This is a genomic window from Stenotrophomonas sp. SBJS02 (assembly GCF_020428325.2).
GTDB lineage: Bacteria > Pseudomonadota > Gammaproteobacteria > Xanthomonadales > Xanthomonadaceae > Stenotrophomonas > Stenotrophomonas africana.
Genome location: NZ_CP109812.1, coordinates 3638431 through 3657189 on the forward strand (window position 1 = coordinate 3638431; position 18759 = coordinate 3657189).

An 18759-nucleotide genomic window follows, 5' to 3' on the forward strand; every position below is an offset into this window, starting at 1 on the left:
CAGCGTCCCCCTTCCGGAGCCCGCCATCGATGCGTCCCAGCCTGGCCCTGCTGCCGATGCTGCTTGCCACCGCGCCCGCCTGGGCGGATGCAGATACCTATCGCCTCGATCCGGTGCATACCCGTGTGCTGTTCACCATCGACCACGCGGGTTACTCGCAGGCGATGGGCACGGTCTCCGGCAGTGAAGGACGCCTGCAGTTCGATCCCGACAACTGGCGCGAAGCCACACTGGACGTCGAGGTTCCCGTGTCGCGATTGGACCTTGGTGATGCCAAATGGAACCAGGCCACGCTGGCGCGCAGCCTGCTGGATGGTGAGCGTTTCCCGAAGGCACACTTCGTCTCCAGCCGGGTCGAACCGATCGATGCCAGACGCGCCCACGTGATCGGCACCCTGACCCTGCGCGGGGTCAGCCAGGAGATCACGCTGGACGTGACCCTCAACGCCATCAAGCGCTACCCCCTCCCCCCGTTCCGACGCACCGCCGGTTTTTCCGCCAGCACCACGCTGAGCCGGCGCGCGTTCGGCATCACCGCCTGGCCGGGCGTCATCGGTGATGCAGTACAGCTGAGGATCGAGGCTGAAGCCACCCTCGACCGCAGCGACGCCCCGGGAACTCCCGCTCCCGTTCCACACTCCCACCCCAAGACGGCCCCCTAGAGGACCCTTCATGACCGCCAAGAACACCCCCGCCGCCTGGGGGAGTGTCAGCCAGATCCTGCATTGGTTGATCGCATTGCTGATCCTCGCCCTGGGCGTGGTCGGCCTGACCATGGGCGAACTGCCCAAGACCCCCAAGTACTTCTGGGTCTACACCGCACACAAGTCGATTGGCATCACCGTGCTGGCGCTGGTGCTGTTCCGCCTGGGTTGGCGCCTGTATGCCGGTGCACCGAAGCCGGTACCGGGCGTGCCCAGCTGGCAGGAACGCATCGCCAGTGCCACCCACGTGCTGTTGTATGTGCTGATGTTCGCCATCCCGCTGTCGGGCTGGCTGTACGACTCGGCCAGCGGCCTGCGCCCGTTCCGCTGGTTCGGCCTGGTTGATGTTCCCAAGCTGAGCGGCCCGGACCCGCAGGTCGTTGCCGTCTCCCACGCCATCCACGAATACGGCTTCTGGCTGTTGATCGCGGTGGTGCTGGCCCATGCCGGTGCCGCCTTCTACCACCACCTGTTCCAGCGCGATGCGACCTTGTCCCGCATGTTGCCGCGTGGCTGGCTCGCCTCTCCCCACAAGGACTGACCGATGAACCTGAAACTGACCACCCCGGCCGCCGTGGCCGCCGCCCTGGCCGGCATGCTGGCCACCGCTCCGGCGTTCGCCGCCGACTATGCGCAGGCGCCCGGCGCCGGCTCGATCCTGGTGTTCGCCACCAAGTACGACGGTGAAGTGTTCACCGGCAGCTTCCCGGGCTTTGCCACCAAGCTCAGCTTCGACCCGGCCAACCCGGCCGCGGGCTCGCTGGACGTGGTGATCCCGCTGGCCAGTGCCAAGAGTGGCAACAGCGACCGCGATTCGACCCTGCAGACCGCCGACTTCTTCAACGTCGGCAAGTTCGCCACCGCGCGCTACACCGCCAAGGGCTTCCGCGCGGTGGGCAATGACCAGTTCGCTGCCGACGGCACGCTGGAACTGCGCGGCGTCAGCAAGCCGGTCACCCTCACCTTCACCTGGAAGCCGGGCACCCAGCCGGTGTTGACCGGCAAGGCCACGGTCAAGCGCCTGGACTTCGGCGTCGGCAGCGGTGACTGGGCCGACACCAAGACCATCCCGGATGAGACCGCGATCAGCACGATCGTGAAGTTCGACGCGAAATAAACCGCGTCTGGTAGTGCCGGCCGCTGGCCGGCATCACCGGGCACGGCGGGGTTGCGGCCAGCGGCCGGCACTACCGATCGACGGCCAGCCAGGCCTGAACCGTGGCGGCGTCGAACGGCCAATCCAGCTCGCGGTCGCCGCGCTCGTCTCGCAGCACCGGCACCCGCGCGCCGTAGCGCGATTCCAGCGCCGGCTGGTCATCCAGGAACACCGATTCGAACTCCGGCGCCCTGGCCTTGGCCAGCTCGGCAAGGGCCATGTCGCACAGGTGGCAGTCGTCACGCTGGAACAGAGTCAACACCGGATGGATCCCCCTGGCGGAAATGCTGCGCCGCAGCCATGGAAGTGCGGCGTGAACCGCTAGAATAGCCGTCTCTTCCGGTACCCGCAGTACGGCAACCATGGCTGTCAGCACGTTCGACGTTTTCAAGATCGGCATTGGCCCGAGCTCCTCACACACCGTCGGGCCGATGAAGGCTGCCGAGCGATTCATCCACCGCTGGCTGCTCGATCCGGGCCGTCTGCACGAGGTCGCACGCATCCGTGCCGATGTCTACGGCTCGCTGGCGCTGACCGGCCGCGGCCACGGCACCGACAAGGCGATCCTGCTGGGTCTGGAAGGCCAGCGGCCGAACCTGATCGACCCGGACATCATTCCGGCCACGCTGGAGCGCATCCGCAGCAGCAAGCGCATCCAGCTGATGGGCCAGCACGAGATCGCCTTCGACGAGAAACGCGACCTCGGCATGAACAAGCGCCAGAAGCTGCCGTACCACACCAACGGCATGCGCTTCACCGCGTACAACGCCGACGACGAAGTGATCGCCACCCGCGATTACTACTCCGTCGGCGGCGGCTTCGTGGTCAACCAGGACGACGCGGCCGATGACCGCATCGTGCCCGACGAAACCCCGCTGCCCTACCCGTTCAAGAGCGGCGACGAGCTGCTGGCGCAGACCGCGCGCAGCGGCCTGAGCATTGCCCAGCTGATGTTCGAGAACGAAAAGTGCTGGCGCAGCGAGGACGAGATCCGCGCGCAGCTGCGCGAGATCTGGAGTGCGATGCAGTCGTGCGTGGCGCGCGGCATCCGCGAGGAAGGCGTGCTGCCGGGTGGCCTGAAGGTTGGCCGTCGTGCACCGGCGCTCTACCGCGAGCTGTCGTCGAAGCCGGAAGCGGCAATGCGCGACCCGCTGACCACGCTGGACTGGGTCAACCTGTACGCGCTGGCGGTGAACGAAGAGAACGCCGCCGGTGGCCGCGTGGTGACCGCGCCGACCAACGGTGCGGCCGGCGTGCTGCCGGCGGTGCTGCATTACTTCGACCGCTTCTGCCCCGGCGCCAACGAGCAGCGCGTATTCGATTTCCTGCTGACCTCGGCAGCGATCGGCATCCTGTACAAGGAAAACGCCTCGATCTCCGGCGCCGAAGTCGGCTGCCAGGGCGAAGTGGGCGTGGCCTGCTCGATGGCGGCGGGTGGCCTGGTCGCGGCGCTGGGTGGCAATCCCAGCCAGATCGAGAATGCCGCGGAAATCGGCATGGAACACAACCTCGGCCTGACCTGCGACCCGATCGGTGGCCTGGTCCAGATCCCCTGCATCGAACGCAATGCGATGGGCGCAGTGAAGGCGATCAACGCCTCGCGCATGGCGATGCGTGGCGACGGCAAGCACAAGGTGTCGCTGGACAAGGTGATCAAGACCATGCGCGATACCGGCCGCGACATGCAGGACAAGTACAAGGAAACCAGCCGCGGTGGGCTGGCGGTGAACGTCATCGAGTGTTGAGGTCGACCGGGCCCGGCGCGATGGCGTCGGGCCGCAGGTCGAATCTGCCCGGTCGGACGACACCGTCACCGCGTTCCGGTTAGGCTCGGGGCTTCCCCTGTCCCGGATTGCCCCATGCGCGTAATCGCTGCCGCCCTGCTTGCCTGCCTGCCGCTGCCTGCCCTGGCCGCGCCCACTTACGGGCCGCGGCTGGAGGGTTTCGACTACGGCTATCCGGTAAAGACCTTCGCGCTGGAATCACAGCGGCAGCCGCTGGAGATGGCCTACCTGGACATCGCGCCGAAGAAGGCACCCATCGGCGTGGTGGTGCTGCTGCACGGCAAGAACTTCTGTGCGGCCACCTGGAAGGAATCGATCAAGCCGCTGGTTGCCGCCGGTTACCGGGTAATTGCCCCGGACCAGGTGGGTTTCTGCAAATCCAGCAAGCCCGAGCGCTACCAGTACAGCTTCGCGCAGCTGGCGGCCAACACCCATGCCCTGCTGCAACAGCTGCAACTGGGTGATGTACCGGTGCACCTGGTCGGTCATTCGATGGGCGGCATGCTGGCGGTGCGCTACGCGCTGATGTTCCCGCAGGACCTGCGCAGCCTGTCGCTGGTCAATCCGATCGGGCTGGAGGACTGGAAGGCGCTGGGTGTTCCCTGGCGCAGCGTGGACGCGTGGTACGCCGGCGAAATGAACATCAGCTATGACAGCATCCGCCGCTACCAGCTGGACGTGTACTACGACGGCAAATGGAAGCCGGCGTATGAACCGTGGGCGCGGATGCAGTCGGGCATGTACGAAGGCCCGGGCAAGCAGGCCGTTGCATGGAGCCAGGCCTTGGCCTCGGACATGGTGTTCAACCAGCCGGTGGTCTACGAACTGAAGAACCTGCAGGTGCCGACCACGCTGTTCATCGGCCAGAAGGACCGCACCGCGATCGGCCGTGACCTGGCGCCGCCTGCGGTCAAGGCGACGTTGGGCAACTATCCGGTGCTCGGCAAGGCGGCAGCCGCGGCGATTCCCGGCGCGACGCTGATCGAGTTCGCCGAACTGGGACATTCGCCACAGGTACAGGACCCCAAGCAGTTCAACAGCGCATTGTTGAAGGCGCTGAAGTCGCGCTGACCGACGGGCCCCTGTAGAGCCGAGCCCATGCTCGGCTCCTCGGGCAGGATGGAACGACGCCAGTACGAGCCGAGCATGGGCTCGGCTCTACACAAGCGATGCGATCAACTTACGATGCGCAGCACGTCATCCAGCAGCGCAGCGGCGGTGACTTCCGCGCCCGCACCTGGCCCCTGGATCAACAAGGGTTGGCGGTGGTAGCGATCGCTGTGGATGGCCACGCGGTTGTCGGTGCCTGCCCCCTGCGCCAGCGGATGATCGGCCGGCAACTCGCGCAGGCCCACCTGCGCACCCTCGCCGTCAACACGGCCAACGAAACGCAACACACGGCCGTTGTCGCGTGCCTGCTGCCAACGCGCCTGCAGTGGCGCATCCAACTGCTCCAGTGCAGCCACTGCGTCCTCCAGTGGCAACGCTGCCAGCGCTTCAGGCACCAGTGAATCCACCTGCACCTGCGAGGCATCCAGCGCCAGCCCGCTGCTGCGCGCCAGGATCAGCAGCTTGCGGCGCACGTCCTCGCCGGACAGGTCCAGTCGCGGGTCCGGTTCGGTATAACCGGCCGCCAGCGCCTCGCGCACCGCCGCCGAGAACGGCGACTGGCCGTCATAGCGATGGAACAGCCACGCCAACGAACCGGACAGCACGCCCTCGATGGCATGGATATGGTCGCCACCGGCGACCAGCGCGCGCAGGCTGCTCAACAATGGCAGGCCGGCACCGACGGTAGCGCTGTCGCCATAACGCGCGCCACTGTCGGCACAGCTTTCCGCAATGGCCTGCGCACGAGCCAGCTGCGCACCACGGCCCAGCTTGTTGGCGGTCACCACGTGCACGCCGCGCGCCAGCCACTGCACATGGCGCGCGGCGACGTCTTCGCTGGCAGTTGCGTCGACCACCACATCACCACGCTCCAGTCCTTCGGCGCTGGCCCACGGCGGCGAGCTGAGGCCGTCACGCGGTGCGCGCCGTGCCAGCTCCAGCGGCAACGCCAGATCGCGGTCGATCGCCAGCGCGGTGCGCGAATTGGCCAGCCACTGCACGCTGGGCAGTTCCAGCCCACGTGCCTGCAACGCCTGGTAGCGCTGCACGAAGGCCGAGCCCACCGTGCCCGTGCCGAGCAGCGCCAGCCGCCCCACGCCAAGTGCAGGAACTTCAGCGGCGAGCGCGCTCATGCGTCCACCACCTGTTTGCGGCGCGCGGCTGCATCGATCACGGCTTCGGCGCGCTGCAATGCGGCACCGAGATCGGCCAGCAGGTCACGCTCGGCCTCGATGCCGACCGACAGGCGCAGCAGCCCTTCGCTGATGCCGGCGGCGGAACGCGCTTCGGCGGTCATCGCCGCATGGGTCATGGTGGCCGGATGCGCGATCAGGCTTTCGACGCCGCCCAGCGATTCGGCCAGGGTGAAACAGCGCAGGCCATCGACGAAGGCACGCACTGCGGCATGCGGATCATCACCTTCGCACGCGGCCAGTTCGAACGACAGCATCGCGCCGAAACCATTCTGCTGGCGGGCGGCGATGGCGTGGCCGGGGTGATCGGCCAGGCCCGGGTAGTACACCGCGCCGACGGCCGGATGCTGGTCCAGCAGGGCAACGATCGACGTGGTGTTCTCCTGGTGCACGCGCAGGCGCGCATCCAGCGTGCGCAGGCCGCGCAGGGTCAGGAAGGCGTCGAACGGGGAACCGGTCAGGCCCAGCGCGTTGCCCCACCACACCAGCTGCTCGTGCAATGCCGGATCGCGCGCGACCACCGCACCGCCCACCACATCGCTGTGGCCATTGATGTACTTGGTGGTGGAATGCAGCACAAGGTCCGCACCGAACGACAGCGGCTGCTGCAGGGCCGGCGACAGGAACGTGTTGTCGACCACCACGAGCGCACCGGCCTTGTGCGCGGCATCGATGACAAAGCGCAGGTCGGTGATGCGCAGCAGCGGGTTGGACGGCGTTTCCACCAGCACCAGCTTCGGCTGGGTGGCCAGCGCCTGCGCCAGCGCGCGCGGATCGGTCAGGTCGGCGGTGACCAGCTCGAAGTGGCCCTTCTTCGCCAGCGCATTGAACAGGCGCCAGCTGCCGCCGTACGCATCGTGCGGCACGACCAGAGTATCGCCCGGCTGCAGCAGCGCGTTCAGCACCAGGTTGATCGCGCCCATGCCGGTCGCAGTGATGACGCCACCGGCGCCGCCCTCCAGTTCCGCCAGCGCTTCACCCAGCAGGTCACGCGTGGGGTTGCCGCTGCGCGTGTAGTCATACTGCCGCTTGTTGCCGAAGCCTTCGAAGCTGAAATTCGACGACAGCACGATCGGCGGCGTGACCGCCCCATGCGCGGTGTCACGATCGATGCCGGCGCGGACGGCGGCGGTGGTGCGACTACAGGACGGCTCGTTGGCGTGCAGGCTCATGCGGACTCTCCAGAAGTGCGGAAGGCGGTGGCGAGGATCGCGTCGATGCGATCGGTTTCTTTGAGGAAGGCGTCGTGGCCGTAGGGCGAGCGCAGTACGCGCAGGCTGCCGCGCGGGCCCAGCCCTTCGACCAGGCCGACCAGGTCGGCCAGCGGCACCAGGCGATCGCCCTCCACGGCTACCACCACGGTGGGCGGCAGGATCGCAGCAGGGTCGACGCGATGCAGGTCGATCGATTCGGACAGGCGCAGGTAGGCGGTCACCGGCGTGCGCGCGACATACTGCGCGCCGGCAGCGTCAAGATAGTCTTCGGCGGCGACGCGCACGCGGCCATTGATCACTTCCGGTGCGGCGTCGAAGCGCTCGCCGAATTCTTCCGGCGTGCGGTAGCTGAGCATGGCGAACTGCCGTGCCAGCGCCAGCCCGTGGTCTTCACCGCACTGCAGCTGGCCCAGCGCGACCGCGCGGCGCTGCAATGCGCGCCAGGCGGCGGCATACGGGTGTGGGCGGTGCGCACCACTGGCCAGCACCAGCTGGCGCACGCGGGCACGATGCCGGATCGCGAACTGCTGGCCGACCAGCGCGCCATACGAGTAGCCGACGAAGGCCTTCAGCGTGCGGATACCCAGATGATCCAGCAGCAGTGCCAACGCATCAGCCTGGTCGGCGGTATCGATCGGCACATCCAGAGCACCGTCGGCACCGATGAAATCGAAGGCCAGCACGCGCAGCTGCTGCGGATCCAGCGCGCGGCCGCTGCCCACCAGGTCCTCGGCCCAACCCTTCTCGCTGAACTGTGCGTTGGACGCCACATGGCGATGGGCAGAAATGCCACCGGCCAGCACCACCACCGGCGCAGTGGCCGGACCGACCCACTCATAGCGCAGGCGCACCGGGCTGGGGCCGGCGTGACGCATCGACAGCACCGCGGCGAACTCACCGCGCTCGGCATGCATACGGTCTTCGACCGGCACGCTGACGGGGACAAAGGGTTCGGGGCGAATGGCGGTACTGGCGGCGAAGCTCATGGCGGGATCCGGTTGGGGAATCGGCCATCGAGCCTTCGCGGGCCCGCGTTCGAGATGCACGTGCGGTGCATGGTTCGAACCATCTTTCGGTGGACGCCACGGTCCCCGCAGGATTTGGCACCTACGCAGACGCTTTCGCATCTGCGGGCTGCCCCGGCTTCAAAGGGCCTGTCCCTCTGCCGGTCTCGATGGTGGGGCCACGATGCCAGCCCTTTCGCGCACTGTCAATCCCTTCATGCGGATAAAGCGATGAATATTTTCCGACTCCACTCTGCGAGCGCCGTCGCGCCCGTTCCGTTCAGGATCAAGTACAGTCCCGGCGGTCCTTTTCACTGGAACCGCCGATGCCGCGCCTGCCCCTGTCCTGCCTGCTGTTGGCTCTGCTGACGAGCGCGACTGCACACGCTGGCGACTGGCGCCAGGGCTGGGGACTGATTCCCCCCTCCGGCCCAGCCACCCGCGCAGGCAGTGTCGAGGGCGCCCCCCCCATGGCCCAGCTGCGCCTGCAGCCGGTCGGCACGCAATGGCAGGCCCGGATCGACAATGGGCTGGCAGGACCGCTGCAGATCCAGCTGCGCGCTGCACCCGGACACCCGGTCGAAGGCCTCCCGGTCGAGTCGCTGATCCAGGGCGACAGCAGCCTGGTGGTCGGTCACCTGCCCGCCCCGCTCAATGGCCGCGCGCTGGACCTGCGCCTGCATTCGGTGCCGGGCAATCCAGCCGCACAGGCCGAGGATGTCGCCTACCGCCTGCCGTTCGATGCGGCCCGTCCGCGCGTGGACCAGGCGCCGCAGGGGCGGTTCAGCCACGATGACGAGGAGAACCGCGACGCGGTCGACTTCGCGCTGCCGGAGGGCACGCTGGTACTGGCCGCGCGCGAGGGCACGGTGATGCAGATCCAGGATGGCTTCCGTGGCAACGGCCAGGACCGCGAACGCGATGCTGGTCGCGCCAACTTCATCCGCGTGCTGCACAGCGACGGCAGCATGGCGCTGTACGGCCACCTGCAGGCCGGCGGCATGCGCGTGCGTCGCGGCCAGGCGGTGGGCGCCGGGCAGCCGATCGGCCTGTCCGGCAACAGTGGCTACAGCAGCGCGCCGCACCTGCACTTCGTGGTGCAGGTCAACCGCGGCATGGGCCTGCGCTCGGTGCCGGCACGCATCTTCACCGAGCAGGGCCAGCTGCAGTTCGCCCGCCAGGGCGAGGCCGAGGGCGGCATTGGGCGCTGAACGGCCCCGGCCGGTATAATCGGGCGCTTATCTCTTTGAAAAGCGCCCCGGGCGGGCGCCACTGCCATGTCCGAAGTCGCCAACGAAGCGTCGCGTCGCCGCACCTTCGCCATCATTTCCCACCCTGACGCCGGCAAGACCACGCTGACCGAAAAGCTGCTGCTGTTCGGAGGCGCGATCCAGATGGCCGGTTCGGTCAAGGGCCGCAAGGCCGCCCGCCACGCCACCTCCGACTGGATGGCGCTGGAAAAGGAGCGCGGCATCTCCGTCACCTCCTCGGTGATGCAGTTCCCGTACGAAGGCAAGATCGTCAACCTGCTCGACACCCCCGGCCACGCCGACTTCGGCGAGGACACCTACCGCGTGCTGACCGCGGTGGACTCGGCGCTGATGGTGATCGACGTGGCCAAGGGCGTGGAAGAGCGCACCATCAAGCTGATGGAAGTGTGCCGCCTGCGCGACACGCCCATCATGACCTTCATCAACAAGCTCGACCGCGAAGGCAAGGATCCGATCGAGCTGCTGGATGAAGTGGAAACCGTGCTGGGCATCCAGTGCGCGCCGGTCACCTGGCCGATCGGCATGGGCCAGCGCCTGAAGGGCGTCGTCCACCTGCTGACCGGCGAAGTGCACCTGTACGAGCCGGGCCGCAACTTCACCCGCCAGGACTCGACCATCTTCCCGTCCATCGATGCCCCCGGCCTGGCCGAGAAGATCGGTGCACAGATGCTGGCCGACCTGCGCGACGAACTGGAACTGGTGCAGGGCGCCAGCCATCCGTTCGACCTGGACGCCTACCGCGCCGGCAAGCAGACCCCGGTGTTCTTCGGCTCGGGCGTGAACAACTTCGGTGTGCAACCGCTGCTGGATTTCTTCGTCGAGCATGCGCCGTCCCCGCAGGCACGCTCCACCACCGGCCGCGAGATCGCCCCGGAAGAGAACAAGCTGACCGGCTTCGTGTTCAAGATCCAGGCCAACATGGACCCGCAACACCGTGACCGCGTGGCGTTCATGCGCGTCTGCTCGGGCCGATTCAGCGCTGGCATGAAGACCTTCCACGTACGCACCGGCAAGGAAATGAAGCTGGCCAACGCACTGACCTTCATGGCCAGCGATCGTGAAATCGCCGCCGAAGCCTGGCCGGGCGATGTGATCGGCATCCACAACCACGGCACCATTTCCATCGGCGATACCTTCACCGAAGGCGAAGCGGTCACCTTCACCGGCATCCCCAACTTCGCCCCGGAACTGTTCCGCCGCGCACGCCTGCGTGATCCGCTCAAGCTCAAGCAGCTGCAGAAGGGCCTGGCTCAGCTGTCCGAGGAAGGCGCGACCCAGTTCTTCCGCCCGCTCACCAGCAACGACCTGATTCTGGGTGCGGTCGGCGTGCTGCAGTTCGACGTCGCCGCCTACCGACTGAAGGACGAGTACGGCGTGGAAGCCACCTTCGAGCCGGTCAGCGTGACCACCGCGCGTTGGGTCCACTGCAGCAACGAGAAGAAGCTTGAAGAGTTCCGCGAGAAGAACGCGCTGAACCTGGCACTGGATGCGGCCGGACACCTGGTCTACCTGGCACCGACCCGGGTCAACCTGCAGCTGGCGCAGGAACGCTCGCCGGATGTGCGCTTCTCGGCCACCCGCGAAGCGGCGCATACGGTTTCGGTGGGCTGATGCCAAGGGGTCGGATCCCTTTCCGCAGGAAAGGGCTCTGACCCAGCCGTCGCGGGCGGTTCATCCACGCATGGCGTGGATCTACCGATCATGGGTTCATCGGCGCAATGCAGGGATTCACCCACCATACGGTGACGGGCGTGCACATGTCGCCCATCGCGGCGATGATAGGGGGACGCGGGTCCCCCACCCCGTGACCGATGCCCACGCCCATGTCCACGACGTCCATTGCTTCGATCCGTGAAGAAATCGCCAGCGCCCTGACCCATGGTCTAGGCGCGGTATTCGCCCTGGCCGCCAGCGCGGTGTTGATCACCCTGGCTGCGATCTACGGCGACGGCTGGCAGCTGGCCAGCGCGATCGTCTTCGGTATCGCGCTGTTGCTGCTGTACACCGCCTCCACCCTGTACCACGCCATCCAGCATCCGGTCGCCAAGGGCCGGTTGAAGGTGTTCGACCACTGCGCGATCTATGTGCTGATCGCGGGCACCTATACCCCGTTCACCCTGATCGGCCTGCGCGGCCCGTGGGGCTGGGGCCTGTTCACCGCGATCTGGGCGCTGGCGCTGGGCGGCGTGGTGTTCAAGCTGTTCTACACCGGCCGCTTCAAGGTGCTCTCCACGGTGATCTACATCGCCATGGGCTGGCTGGTGGTGGTGGCGATCAAGCCGATGTGGGCCTCCATCGACGGCGGCACCCTCGCCTGGCTGTTCGCCGGCGGCCTGTCGTACACGCTGGGCACCTACTTCTACCACCGTGAATCGATCCCGTACTCGCACGCGATCTGGCACCTGTTCGTGATCGGTGGCAGTGTCTGCCACTTCGTCGCCGTCACCATGCAGGTGCTGTAAACGGCCGCGCACGGGCCGCGTGTGCACACCATGCACATGGACGCTTCGCGCCCTGTCCACGAAGAGGAGGCAACCATGGCAGCGTGAATGCTGCCGCCTCCCCTGCCGCAAAGCGCACGACCCCCTGGCGCCTCCGCCGCCCCGGCCCACGAGGCCGGCGCTGGCTTACGATCCTGATCTTCCTGCTGGCAGCGATCCTGCTGCTGATCGCGTTGTGGGACTGGAACTGGTTCAAGGGACCGGTGGAGCGCGCGGTGCAGGCCCGCACCGGCCGTGTGCTGCACATCGGGAACCTTGATGTCGACCTCGGCCGCACCAGTACCATCCGCGCCGATGCGATCACCTTCGCCAATGCAAGCTGGGCAAAGCAGCCTGACATGGCCAGCGCCGACCGCGTCGAGATCGACGTGCGGGTCTGGCCCCTGCTCCGCGGCAGCGTGCAGCTGCCCGAAGTGCGCCTGACCCGGCCGGACGTGCTGCTGGAAACCGCTCCGCGCAAGGGCGACCCGGGCAACTGGGATTTCCTCGGTGGCAGCACCGGCGGGACCAGTCCGCAGCTCAAACGGCTGCGCATCGACGATGGGCGCCTGCAGTTCCTCGATGCGCTGGGCCGCACTGATATCCGCGTGGACATGCGCAGCGGCCAGCCGAAACAGGCCGACGCTGCGCCACCGCTTCTGGTACAGGGCAAGGGACACTGGCAGGGCAATCCATTCACCCTGCATGGCGGCACCGAATCACCGCTTGAGCTGACCGACAGCGACCACCCGTTCCGCATCCATCTTGATGGTCGGGCAGGCGCCACCCACGCGGTGGCCAGTGGCACGCTGACCAATCCCTTCCAGCTGCGTGTGTTCGATCTGCAGTTCGCGCTCAGCGGCCAAGACCTGGCCGACCTCTACCCGCTGCTCGGCATTGCCATTCCGCCGTCGCCCCCTTATGCGTTGAACGGCCGCCTCAAGCGCGACCACGACGTCTGGCGCTATGAGCAGTTCACCGGCAAGGTCGGCGACAGTGATCTCGGCGGCAACCTGCAGTTCGAAGTGGGCGGCGCACGGCCGCGGCTGACGGCCACGCTGGAATCCAAACGGCTGGACTTCGATGATCTGGCCGGCTTCGTCGGTGCCCCGCCAAAGACCGGCGGCGGCGAAACCGCCAACGCAGAACAGAAGGCCGAGGCCGCACGGGTGGCTGCCCGTGCACGCGTGCTGCCCGACACGCCCTACAACCTCGGCAAGCTGCGCGCGATGGATGCCGACGTGCGCTGGAAGGCCCATCGCATCAACGCGCCGTCATTGCCGCTGGACGACATGGACGCGCACCTGTTGCTGGATGACGGCGTGCTGAGGCTGGACCCGCTGAACTTCGGCGTCGCCGGTGGCGACATCCGCAGCACCATTCGCATGGACGCGCGTCGTCCGCAGATCAGCACCGCGCTGAAGGCCAGCGTGCGCGGCGTACAGCTGGGCCAGTTGTTCCCGGACGCGAAACTGGCTGAACAGGCCAAAGGCGGCATCGGCGGCGAAGTGGACCTGAGCGGCCGCGGCAACTCGATCGCCGCCATGCTCGGCAGCAGCAATGGCAAGGTCGGCCTGGCGATGGGCCGTGGCCATGTCGGCAACCTGGTGATGGAACTGGCCGGCCTGGACATCACCGAGTCGCTGAAATTCCTGGTGACCGGCGACAAGCAGATTCCCCTGCGCTGCGCCTTCGCCGACTTCGGCGTGCGCGACGGCCAGATGACCAGCCAGGCATTGGCGGTGGACACCACCGACACGATTCTCATCGGCGAAGGCACGGTCAGCCTGCGCGACGAGACCCTGGACCTGCTGCTGAAACCGCGCCCCAAGGACAAGAGCATCCTGGTACTGCGCTCACCGTTGCACATCGCTGGCACCTTCAAGGATCCGTCATTCCGCCCGGACTTCAAGGCGTTGGGTATTCGTGGCGCCGTGGCATTGGCACTGGGCAGCATCGCGCCGCCGGCGGCATTGCTGGCGACCATCGAACTGGGGCCGGGCAAGGATGCCGACTGCGGGGGGCAGTATGCGAAGTAGGATTACAGGTTGTTCGCGGCGCCTGCATTGATGTTGGCTTGAGGAGGACGGGTGACGCAGGCAGGACACGCCGCAAGTACATCCCTGTAGGCTCGATGGCGCCTTGCTCGTGTGCGCTGTCCTGCGCACACGGCAAGACCAGGTTGGGCGTCCTGCCCAACCCGCCCGAGGCATGCCTCGGGCCCATGGCGCCAACGGTCCTGCCTGCGTCACCCGTCCCCCTCCCGACAGTTTCCTGCGCGCGCGGAACGAGAGCGAAATTCAGAATCAAAAGAAGAAGGCAAAGTCAAAAGCGGTTGCCAACCAAGGTTGGCAGCTACCAAAGGCGAGGCACCGCGCATGTACGCACCGCGCTCGCAGGAACGTGTCCAGAGGCGGAGGGTGCGGCTGGGCAGGACCGTGAGGCGCATGGATGCGCCGATCGAGCCCCCATGGATGGGTTTACGGCGTGTCCTGCCCAGCCGCACCCTCCCGCCTCCCCATGCATCAGGAAGGCGCTGCGCTCAGCTCTGGCTCTGGCTCTGGCTTCGAAAAGCGGGCCGGCGGGCCGCAGGCCCGCCAGCGAACACCTCACCCCGCCACGATGTACTGCTGCAGCTGGTCCAGCTCCCTGCGCTGCGCATCGATCACCGACTTCACCAGGTCGCCGATGGAAATCACCCCCAGCACCTGCGCGCCCTCCACCACCGGCAGATGGCGGATGCGATAGTCGGTCACCAACTGCAGACAGTGCTCCACCTGCTCGCCCGGCGAGACCGTCACCACCTGCGCCGTCATGATCTCCGCCACCGCCGTATCGCGTGACGAACGATCACGCAGCACGATCTTGCGTGCGTAATCGCGCTCGGACAGGATGCCGACCAACCGCGGCCCGTCCATCACCAGCACCGCACCGATGCCCTTCTCCGCCATCAACCGGATCGCATCGATCACCGCCGCCTCCGGCGCGACCGCATGTACTTCAGGAGACTTGCCGTCCAACAGTTGCCGTACCGTCGTCATCTGCCTGCCCTCCGAGGGTGGGTTGCAGTGCCGAGTCTGCCACGGCGGATGCTAGCCACGCGTCAACCAGGTACAGCGGCCGCTGCTTGGACTCTTCGTACAGCCGTCCCAGGTACTCACCGATCAGGCCCAGCGCAATCAACTGCACCCCGCCCAGGAACAGGATCACCGCCATCATCGTCGGCCAGCCCGCCACCCGGTCGCCATACAGCGCCGCCTTCACGATCACCCATACGCCGAAGACGAAGGCCACCGCTGCCGTTGCCAGTCCCAGGTAGGTCGCCGCCCGCAGCGGCACGGTGGAAAAGCCGGTAATGCCCTCCAGCGCGAAGTTCCACAGCCGCCACAGACTGAACTTGCTGGTGCCGGCCACTCGCGCGTGACGGTGATAGGGCACTGCGATCCGCTTGAAACCGACCCAGCTGAAAAGCCCCTTCATGAAACGGTGGCGCTCGCGCATCTCGCGCAGCGCACTCAACGCACGTGGCGACAGCAGGCGGAAATCACCGGTATCGGCCGGGATCGGCGTGCGCGACAGGCGCCCCATCACCCGGTAGAACACCGCCGCCGTGGCACGCTTGATCCAGGCCTCACCATCGCGGGCCATGCGCGTGCCGTAGACGTTGTCATGGCCCTCGCGCCAGCGCGCGACGAATTCCGGTACCAGCTCCGGCGGATCCTGGCCGTCGGCGTCAAGGATCATCGCCGCTCCGTCGCGCACCAGGTCCAGGCCAGCGGTCAGCGCGGCTTCCTTGCCGAAGTTGCGCGAGAGCTTCAGCGCGGACACCCGCGCATCGGACTGGGCCAGGCGGGCGATCACCTCCCAGGTGCTGTCATGGCTGCCGTCATCCACATAGAGGATGTGGCCTTCGATATCGGGCATGCCGTCCAGCACGGCACACAACCGCGGATGCAGCAACGGCAGTGCCAGGGCCTCGTTGTAGGCGGCGATGACAAAGGTAAGCCGTTCGCGGGTCATGCCCCGATTGTACGTTGCCGCGCCCGCAGATCAGGCGTCGTGGGCCCTCATTCTTCCGACAGGTACGCGGCCCCGCCCAGCTGCCGTGCCTGCCGCTGGATCCACGCCGCGCGCCGCTGTACGTACGGCCCTGGTTTTGCCGCGTTGTAGCGCCGCGGTGCCGGCAGCACCGCCGCCAGCCGCGCGCTCTCGGCCGGGCTCAAGCGCGCCGCGTCCTTGCCCCAGAACGTCTGCGCCGCTGCTTGCGCCCCGTACACGCCATCACCGAACTCGGCGATGTTGGCGTACACCTCAAGGATGCGCTCCTTCGGCCACAGCGCTTCGATCAGCACCGTGTACCAGACCTCCAGGCCCTTGCGGATCCAGCTGCGGCCCTGCCAGAGGAACAGGTTCTTGGCCACCTGCTGGCTGATCGTGCTGGCGCCACGCAGGCGCCCGCCCTTGGCATTGTGGTCGCGGGCCTTTTCGATGGCCTGCAGGTCGAAGCCGTTGTGTTCGGGGAAGCGCTGGTCTTCGGCCGCCACCAGCGAGATCGGCAGGCTCGGGGCCATCTGGTCCAGGTCGCGCCACTGGTAATGCAGGCGATACGACCAGTCAGCCTCGCCCAGCGCCTCGCCATAGCGCCACAGCATGACCGTGGACACCGGAGGATCGATGAACCGCAGCACCAGCACCTGCAGGCAGCTGAAGGCTGCCAGCAGCACCGGCAGCCACAGCAGCTGTTTCCAGCGCCAGCGCCTGCGGCGCGGGACGTCCGCCCCGGCCTCCACCTTGTGCTGCTCTCCCCCTGCCCCCATTACTGGTGCATCCTTCTTCTGTCTGGTTGTCGGCGCATTATCCGGCAACCGCCCTCGTTTACGCGCGATATGAGCCGATGACCGCCAACTCCGATTCCCTGATCCGCTTCCTGCTCCCCGACGCTGGCGTCCGTGGTGTCCATGTGCGCCTGCAGGCCACCTGGCAGGAAATCCTGTCCCACGCCGCGTACCCGGATACGGCCGCCGAACTGCTCGGCGAGGCCTGCGTGGCCTCGGCGCTGTTCACCGGCCACACCAAGATCGATGGCCGCCTCTCGATCCAGCTGCGCAGCAGCACCGCCCTGCGCACCCTGTTTGCTGAATGCACCGCCGCAGGCACCCTGCGCGGTATTGCCCAGCTCAGCGAAGGCGTCGACGCGCCGCGCGACCTGTCCAGCCTGGGCGACGACGCCCTGCTCGCGATCACCATCGAAAACCCTGGCCTGGACCCGCGCGAGCCGCAGCGCTACCAGAGCCTGGTCGCGCTGACAGCGCCGGAGCTGGACGAAGCCTTCGAGGATTACTTCCGCCAGTCCGAGCAGCTGCCGACCCGCCTGCTGCTCGCGGCCGACCGCAACGGTGCCGCCGGCCTGCTGCTGCAGAAGCTGCCGGGCGACGAGGGCGACGAGGATGGTTGGGCGCGCGCCAGCGCATTGTTCGAAACCCTGGGCAAGGCAGAGCTGCTGGCCACCCCGGCCGAGCAGCTGCTGCACCGCCTGTTCCACGAGGAGAAGCCGGCGCTGATGGGCGAGAAGCCGCTGTCCTTCGCCTGCTCCTGCTCCCGTGAACGGGTCGCGTCGATGCTGCAGTCGCTGGGCGAGGACGAGGCGCGTGCCGCGGCCGCGGACACCGGCGCCGTCGAGGTCCGTTGCGAATTCTGCGGGCGGGAGTATCACTTTCCTTTGACGGAGTTCGGCATACTGTTCCACGGTGCCGAGGGGACTGTACCGGCGCCTGAGCGGCTTCAGTAAACGGCTTGTCTTGCATCTGGGGGGATCAAGGCTTGTTAAGAATTCATAAACACCCTAGGATCAAGTTCCCGTATCTTCGGGAACTTCCGTTGTTCGTCCCTGTCTGAACTGGTCCGATGCGTACCTTCCTGCGTCTACCGCTGGCTCTGATGATCGCCCTTGGCGCGATCACGGGCGTGCATGCGCAGAGCAAGGACACCCGGACCGTGCTGCCGGTGTGGAACAAGGGCAGCGGCAAGGTCGAAGCCCTGCTGTACCTGGAGCCCACCGGCGAACAGGCGGCTGGCGCCCGCTGGCACTTCGGCCGCAATTCGCTGGATGCCGCCTTCGGCCTGTCGTCGGGCGATTCGCTGGGCCTGCTCTGCAACAGCAGCAGTGGAACCAGCATGAGCGGCCTGGCCAGTCACTGCATGCTGGCCAGCCTCGGCGACGAAGATGACCTCAACAGCCGCCGCTTCAGCGGCACCGCCGCGCTGAACCGCGGCAACAGTCGTCTGGGCATCACTGCCGGTACCGGCCGTGAAACCCTGCCGGCATGGCTGGCAGGCCCCAACAAGACGCCGTCATTGCGCGCCGAGCAGAATGATCTGACCGTGTTCGCGCAGAAGAACATCGGGCGCGAAGGCTTCGTTTCCATCGCCGGTACCTATGCCAAGGCCCGCCTGGTTCCGCTGGCCGACGCTTCGCCGGCCCTGGTCGACCGCTGGGACAGCAAGAGCCTGAGCATCGGTGCCGGCTACGGCAACTTCACCGGCAGCATCATCGGTCGCGTCGTCGACGTACCGGGCAAGCCTGGCAAGTGGGAAGGCCTGGGAATCGGCCTGACCTGGCGTACCCCTTGGTCCGGCCAGCTCACCGTGGGCGCGGAGAACGTGATCAGCCGCGGCAAGAATCCGTTCTCGCCGCGCAATGAAAGCAATGACGACGGCACTGTGCCATATGTGCGTTACGAACAGGATCTCTGATCCCACCGCGCGGTTCTTCCTGCAGTGACTTCTCACGGGCGCCGAAAGGCGCCCGTTGCGTATGCGTGATCGCGATACACGCATCGCGCT

The 18759-nt window shown here is 67.0% G+C and carries 18 protein-coding genes and 1 riboswitch; of the genes, 11 read left to right on the forward strand and 7 right to left on the reverse strand.

Going from position 1 to position 18759, the window contains the following annotated elements; all coding sequences use genetic code 11:
* The first annotated feature begins 29 nt into the window (after positions 1-29).
* From FQS62_RS16855 to FQS62_RS16865, 3 genes are read left to right on the forward strand one after another with little or no spacing between them, the layout of a single operon-like run.
* Positions 30-662: a YceI family protein gene (locus FQS62_RS16855; protein ID WP_057502023.1), complete on the forward strand. Its 633-nt coding sequence runs from the start codon at positions 30-32 to the stop codon at positions 660-662.
* A 10-nt stretch (positions 663-672) separates the two neighbouring features.
* The gene (locus FQS62_RS16860; protein WP_049448736.1) at positions 673-1245 is read left to right on the forward strand and encodes a cytochrome b; all 573 of its coding nucleotides are present in this window, start codon (positions 673-675) and stop codon (positions 1243-1245) included.
* Between the two features lie 3 nt (positions 1246-1248).
* Positions 1249-1821, forward strand: a complete 573-nt coding sequence (locus FQS62_RS16865; protein WP_049448732.1) for a YceI family protein — start codon at positions 1249-1251, stop codon at positions 1819-1821.
* A gap of 70 nt (positions 1822-1891) precedes the next feature.
* Here the strand turns inward: FQS62_RS16865 and FQS62_RS16870 are convergent, their stop codons facing one another.
* The gene (locus FQS62_RS16870) at positions 1892-2122 is read right to left on the reverse strand and encodes a glutaredoxin family protein (RefSeq protein WP_049447590.1); all 231 of its coding nucleotides are present in this window, start codon (positions 2120-2122) and stop codon (positions 1892-1894) included.
* Positions 2123-2222: 100 nt separating this feature from the next.
* Between FQS62_RS16870 and FQS62_RS16875 the strand changes: the two genes are divergently transcribed.
* Together FQS62_RS16875 and FQS62_RS16880 are read left to right on the forward strand one after the other, a co-directional pair.
* On the forward strand, positions 2223-3605 hold the full coding sequence (locus tag FQS62_RS16875) for an L-serine ammonia-lyase (RefSeq protein WP_049415888.1): 1383 nt from the start codon (positions 2223-2225) through the stop codon (positions 3603-3605).
* Between the two features lie 114 nt (positions 3606-3719).
* Positions 3720-4715: an alpha/beta fold hydrolase gene (locus FQS62_RS16880; RefSeq protein ID WP_049447591.1), complete on the forward strand. Its 996-nt coding sequence runs from the start codon at positions 3720-3722 to the stop codon at positions 4713-4715.
* 104 nt (positions 4716-4819) lie between these two features.
* Here the strand turns inward: FQS62_RS16880 and FQS62_RS16885 are convergent, their stop codons facing one another.
* Genes FQS62_RS16885 through FQS62_RS16895 form a run of 3 tightly spaced genes read right to left on the reverse strand, consistent with a single transcriptional unit; the run spans position 4820 to position 8147 of the window.
* Positions 4820-5887 (reverse strand): homoserine dehydrogenase family protein, encoded by a 1068-nt coding sequence (locus FQS62_RS16885; protein WP_208043054.1) that lies wholly within the window; start codon positions 5885-5887, stop codon positions 4820-4822.
* On the reverse strand, positions 5884-7119 hold the full coding sequence (locus FQS62_RS16890; protein WP_208043055.1) for an O-succinylhomoserine (thiol)-lyase: 1236 nt from the start codon (positions 7117-7119) through the stop codon (positions 5884-5886). The genes FQS62_RS16885 and FQS62_RS16890 overlap by 4 nt, the downstream gene beginning before the upstream one ends.
* Positions 7116-8147 carry a homoserine O-succinyltransferase MetX gene (locus tag FQS62_RS16895; RefSeq protein ID WP_088479638.1) on the reverse strand — a complete coding sequence of 344 codons (1032 nt, stop codon included), beginning with the start codon at positions 8145-8147 and terminating at the stop codon, positions 7116-7118. Before FQS62_RS16895 ends, FQS62_RS16890 begins: the two co-directional genes overlap by 4 nt.
* A 76-nt stretch (positions 8148-8223) precedes the next feature.
* A riboswitch (SAM riboswitch) is annotated at positions 8224-8342 on the reverse strand.
* A 149-nt stretch (positions 8343-8491) separates the two neighbouring features.
* Here FQS62_RS16895 and FQS62_RS16900 point away from each other — a divergent pair.
* The 4 genes from FQS62_RS16900 (at position 8492) to FQS62_RS16915 (ending at position 13955) form a co-directional block, all read left to right on the forward strand.
* Positions 8492-9376 carry a M23 family metallopeptidase gene (locus FQS62_RS16900; protein ID WP_164158488.1) on the forward strand — a complete coding sequence of 295 codons (885 nt, stop codon included), beginning with the start codon at positions 8492-8494 and terminating at the stop codon, positions 9374-9376.
* Between the two features lie 66 nt (positions 9377-9442).
* Entirely contained in the window at positions 9443-11047 is a 1605-nt protein-coding gene (locus FQS62_RS16905; RefSeq protein WP_014038155.1) for a peptide chain release factor 3, read from the forward strand.
* A 212-nt stretch (positions 11048-11259) separates the two neighbouring features.
* Positions 11260-11898 (forward strand): PAQR family membrane homeostasis protein TrhA, encoded by a 639-nt coding sequence (locus tag FQS62_RS16910; RefSeq protein WP_049447597.1) that lies wholly within the window; start codon positions 11260-11262, stop codon positions 11896-11898.
* Positions 11899-11981: 83 nt separating this feature from the next.
* Positions 11982-13955 carry an AsmA family protein gene (locus FQS62_RS16915; protein ID WP_208043056.1) on the forward strand — a complete coding sequence of 658 codons (1974 nt, stop codon included), beginning with the start codon at positions 11982-11984 and terminating at the stop codon, positions 13953-13955.
* A 570-nt stretch (positions 13956-14525) separates the two neighbouring features.
* On the opposite strand, the gene FQS62_RS16920 is transcribed toward FQS62_RS16915, so the two are convergent.
* From FQS62_RS16920 to mtgA, 3 genes are read right to left on the reverse strand one after another with little or no spacing between them, the layout of a single operon-like run.
* Positions 14526-14957 (reverse strand): CBS domain-containing protein, encoded by a 432-nt coding sequence (locus FQS62_RS16920; protein WP_049445369.1) that lies wholly within the window; start codon positions 14955-14957, stop codon positions 14526-14528.
* On the reverse strand, positions 14917-15936 hold the full coding sequence (locus FQS62_RS16925) for a glycosyltransferase family 2 protein (RefSeq protein WP_049445371.1): 1020 nt from the start codon (positions 15934-15936) through the stop codon (positions 14917-14919). Before FQS62_RS16925 ends, FQS62_RS16920 begins: the two co-directional genes overlap by 41 nt.
* A 47-nt stretch (positions 15937-15983) precedes the next feature.
* Entirely contained in the window at positions 15984-16733 is a 750-nt protein-coding gene (gene mtgA, locus FQS62_RS16930; protein ID WP_049445374.1) for a monofunctional biosynthetic peptidoglycan transglycosylase, read from the reverse strand.
* Positions 16734-16810: 77 nt separating this feature from the next.
* Between mtgA and FQS62_RS16935 the strand changes: the two genes are divergently transcribed.
* Positions 16811-17704: an Hsp33 family molecular chaperone HslO gene (locus FQS62_RS16935; RefSeq protein ID WP_208043057.1), complete on the forward strand. Its 894-nt coding sequence runs from the start codon at positions 16811-16813 to the stop codon at positions 17702-17704.
* Between the two features lie 149 nt (positions 17705-17853).
* Positions 17854-18669 carry an XOO1806 family protein gene (locus FQS62_RS16940; protein WP_170935765.1) on the forward strand — a complete coding sequence of 272 codons (816 nt, stop codon included), beginning with the start codon at positions 17854-17856 and terminating at the stop codon, positions 18667-18669.
* The last annotated feature ends 90 nt before the right edge of the window (positions 18670-18759 follow it).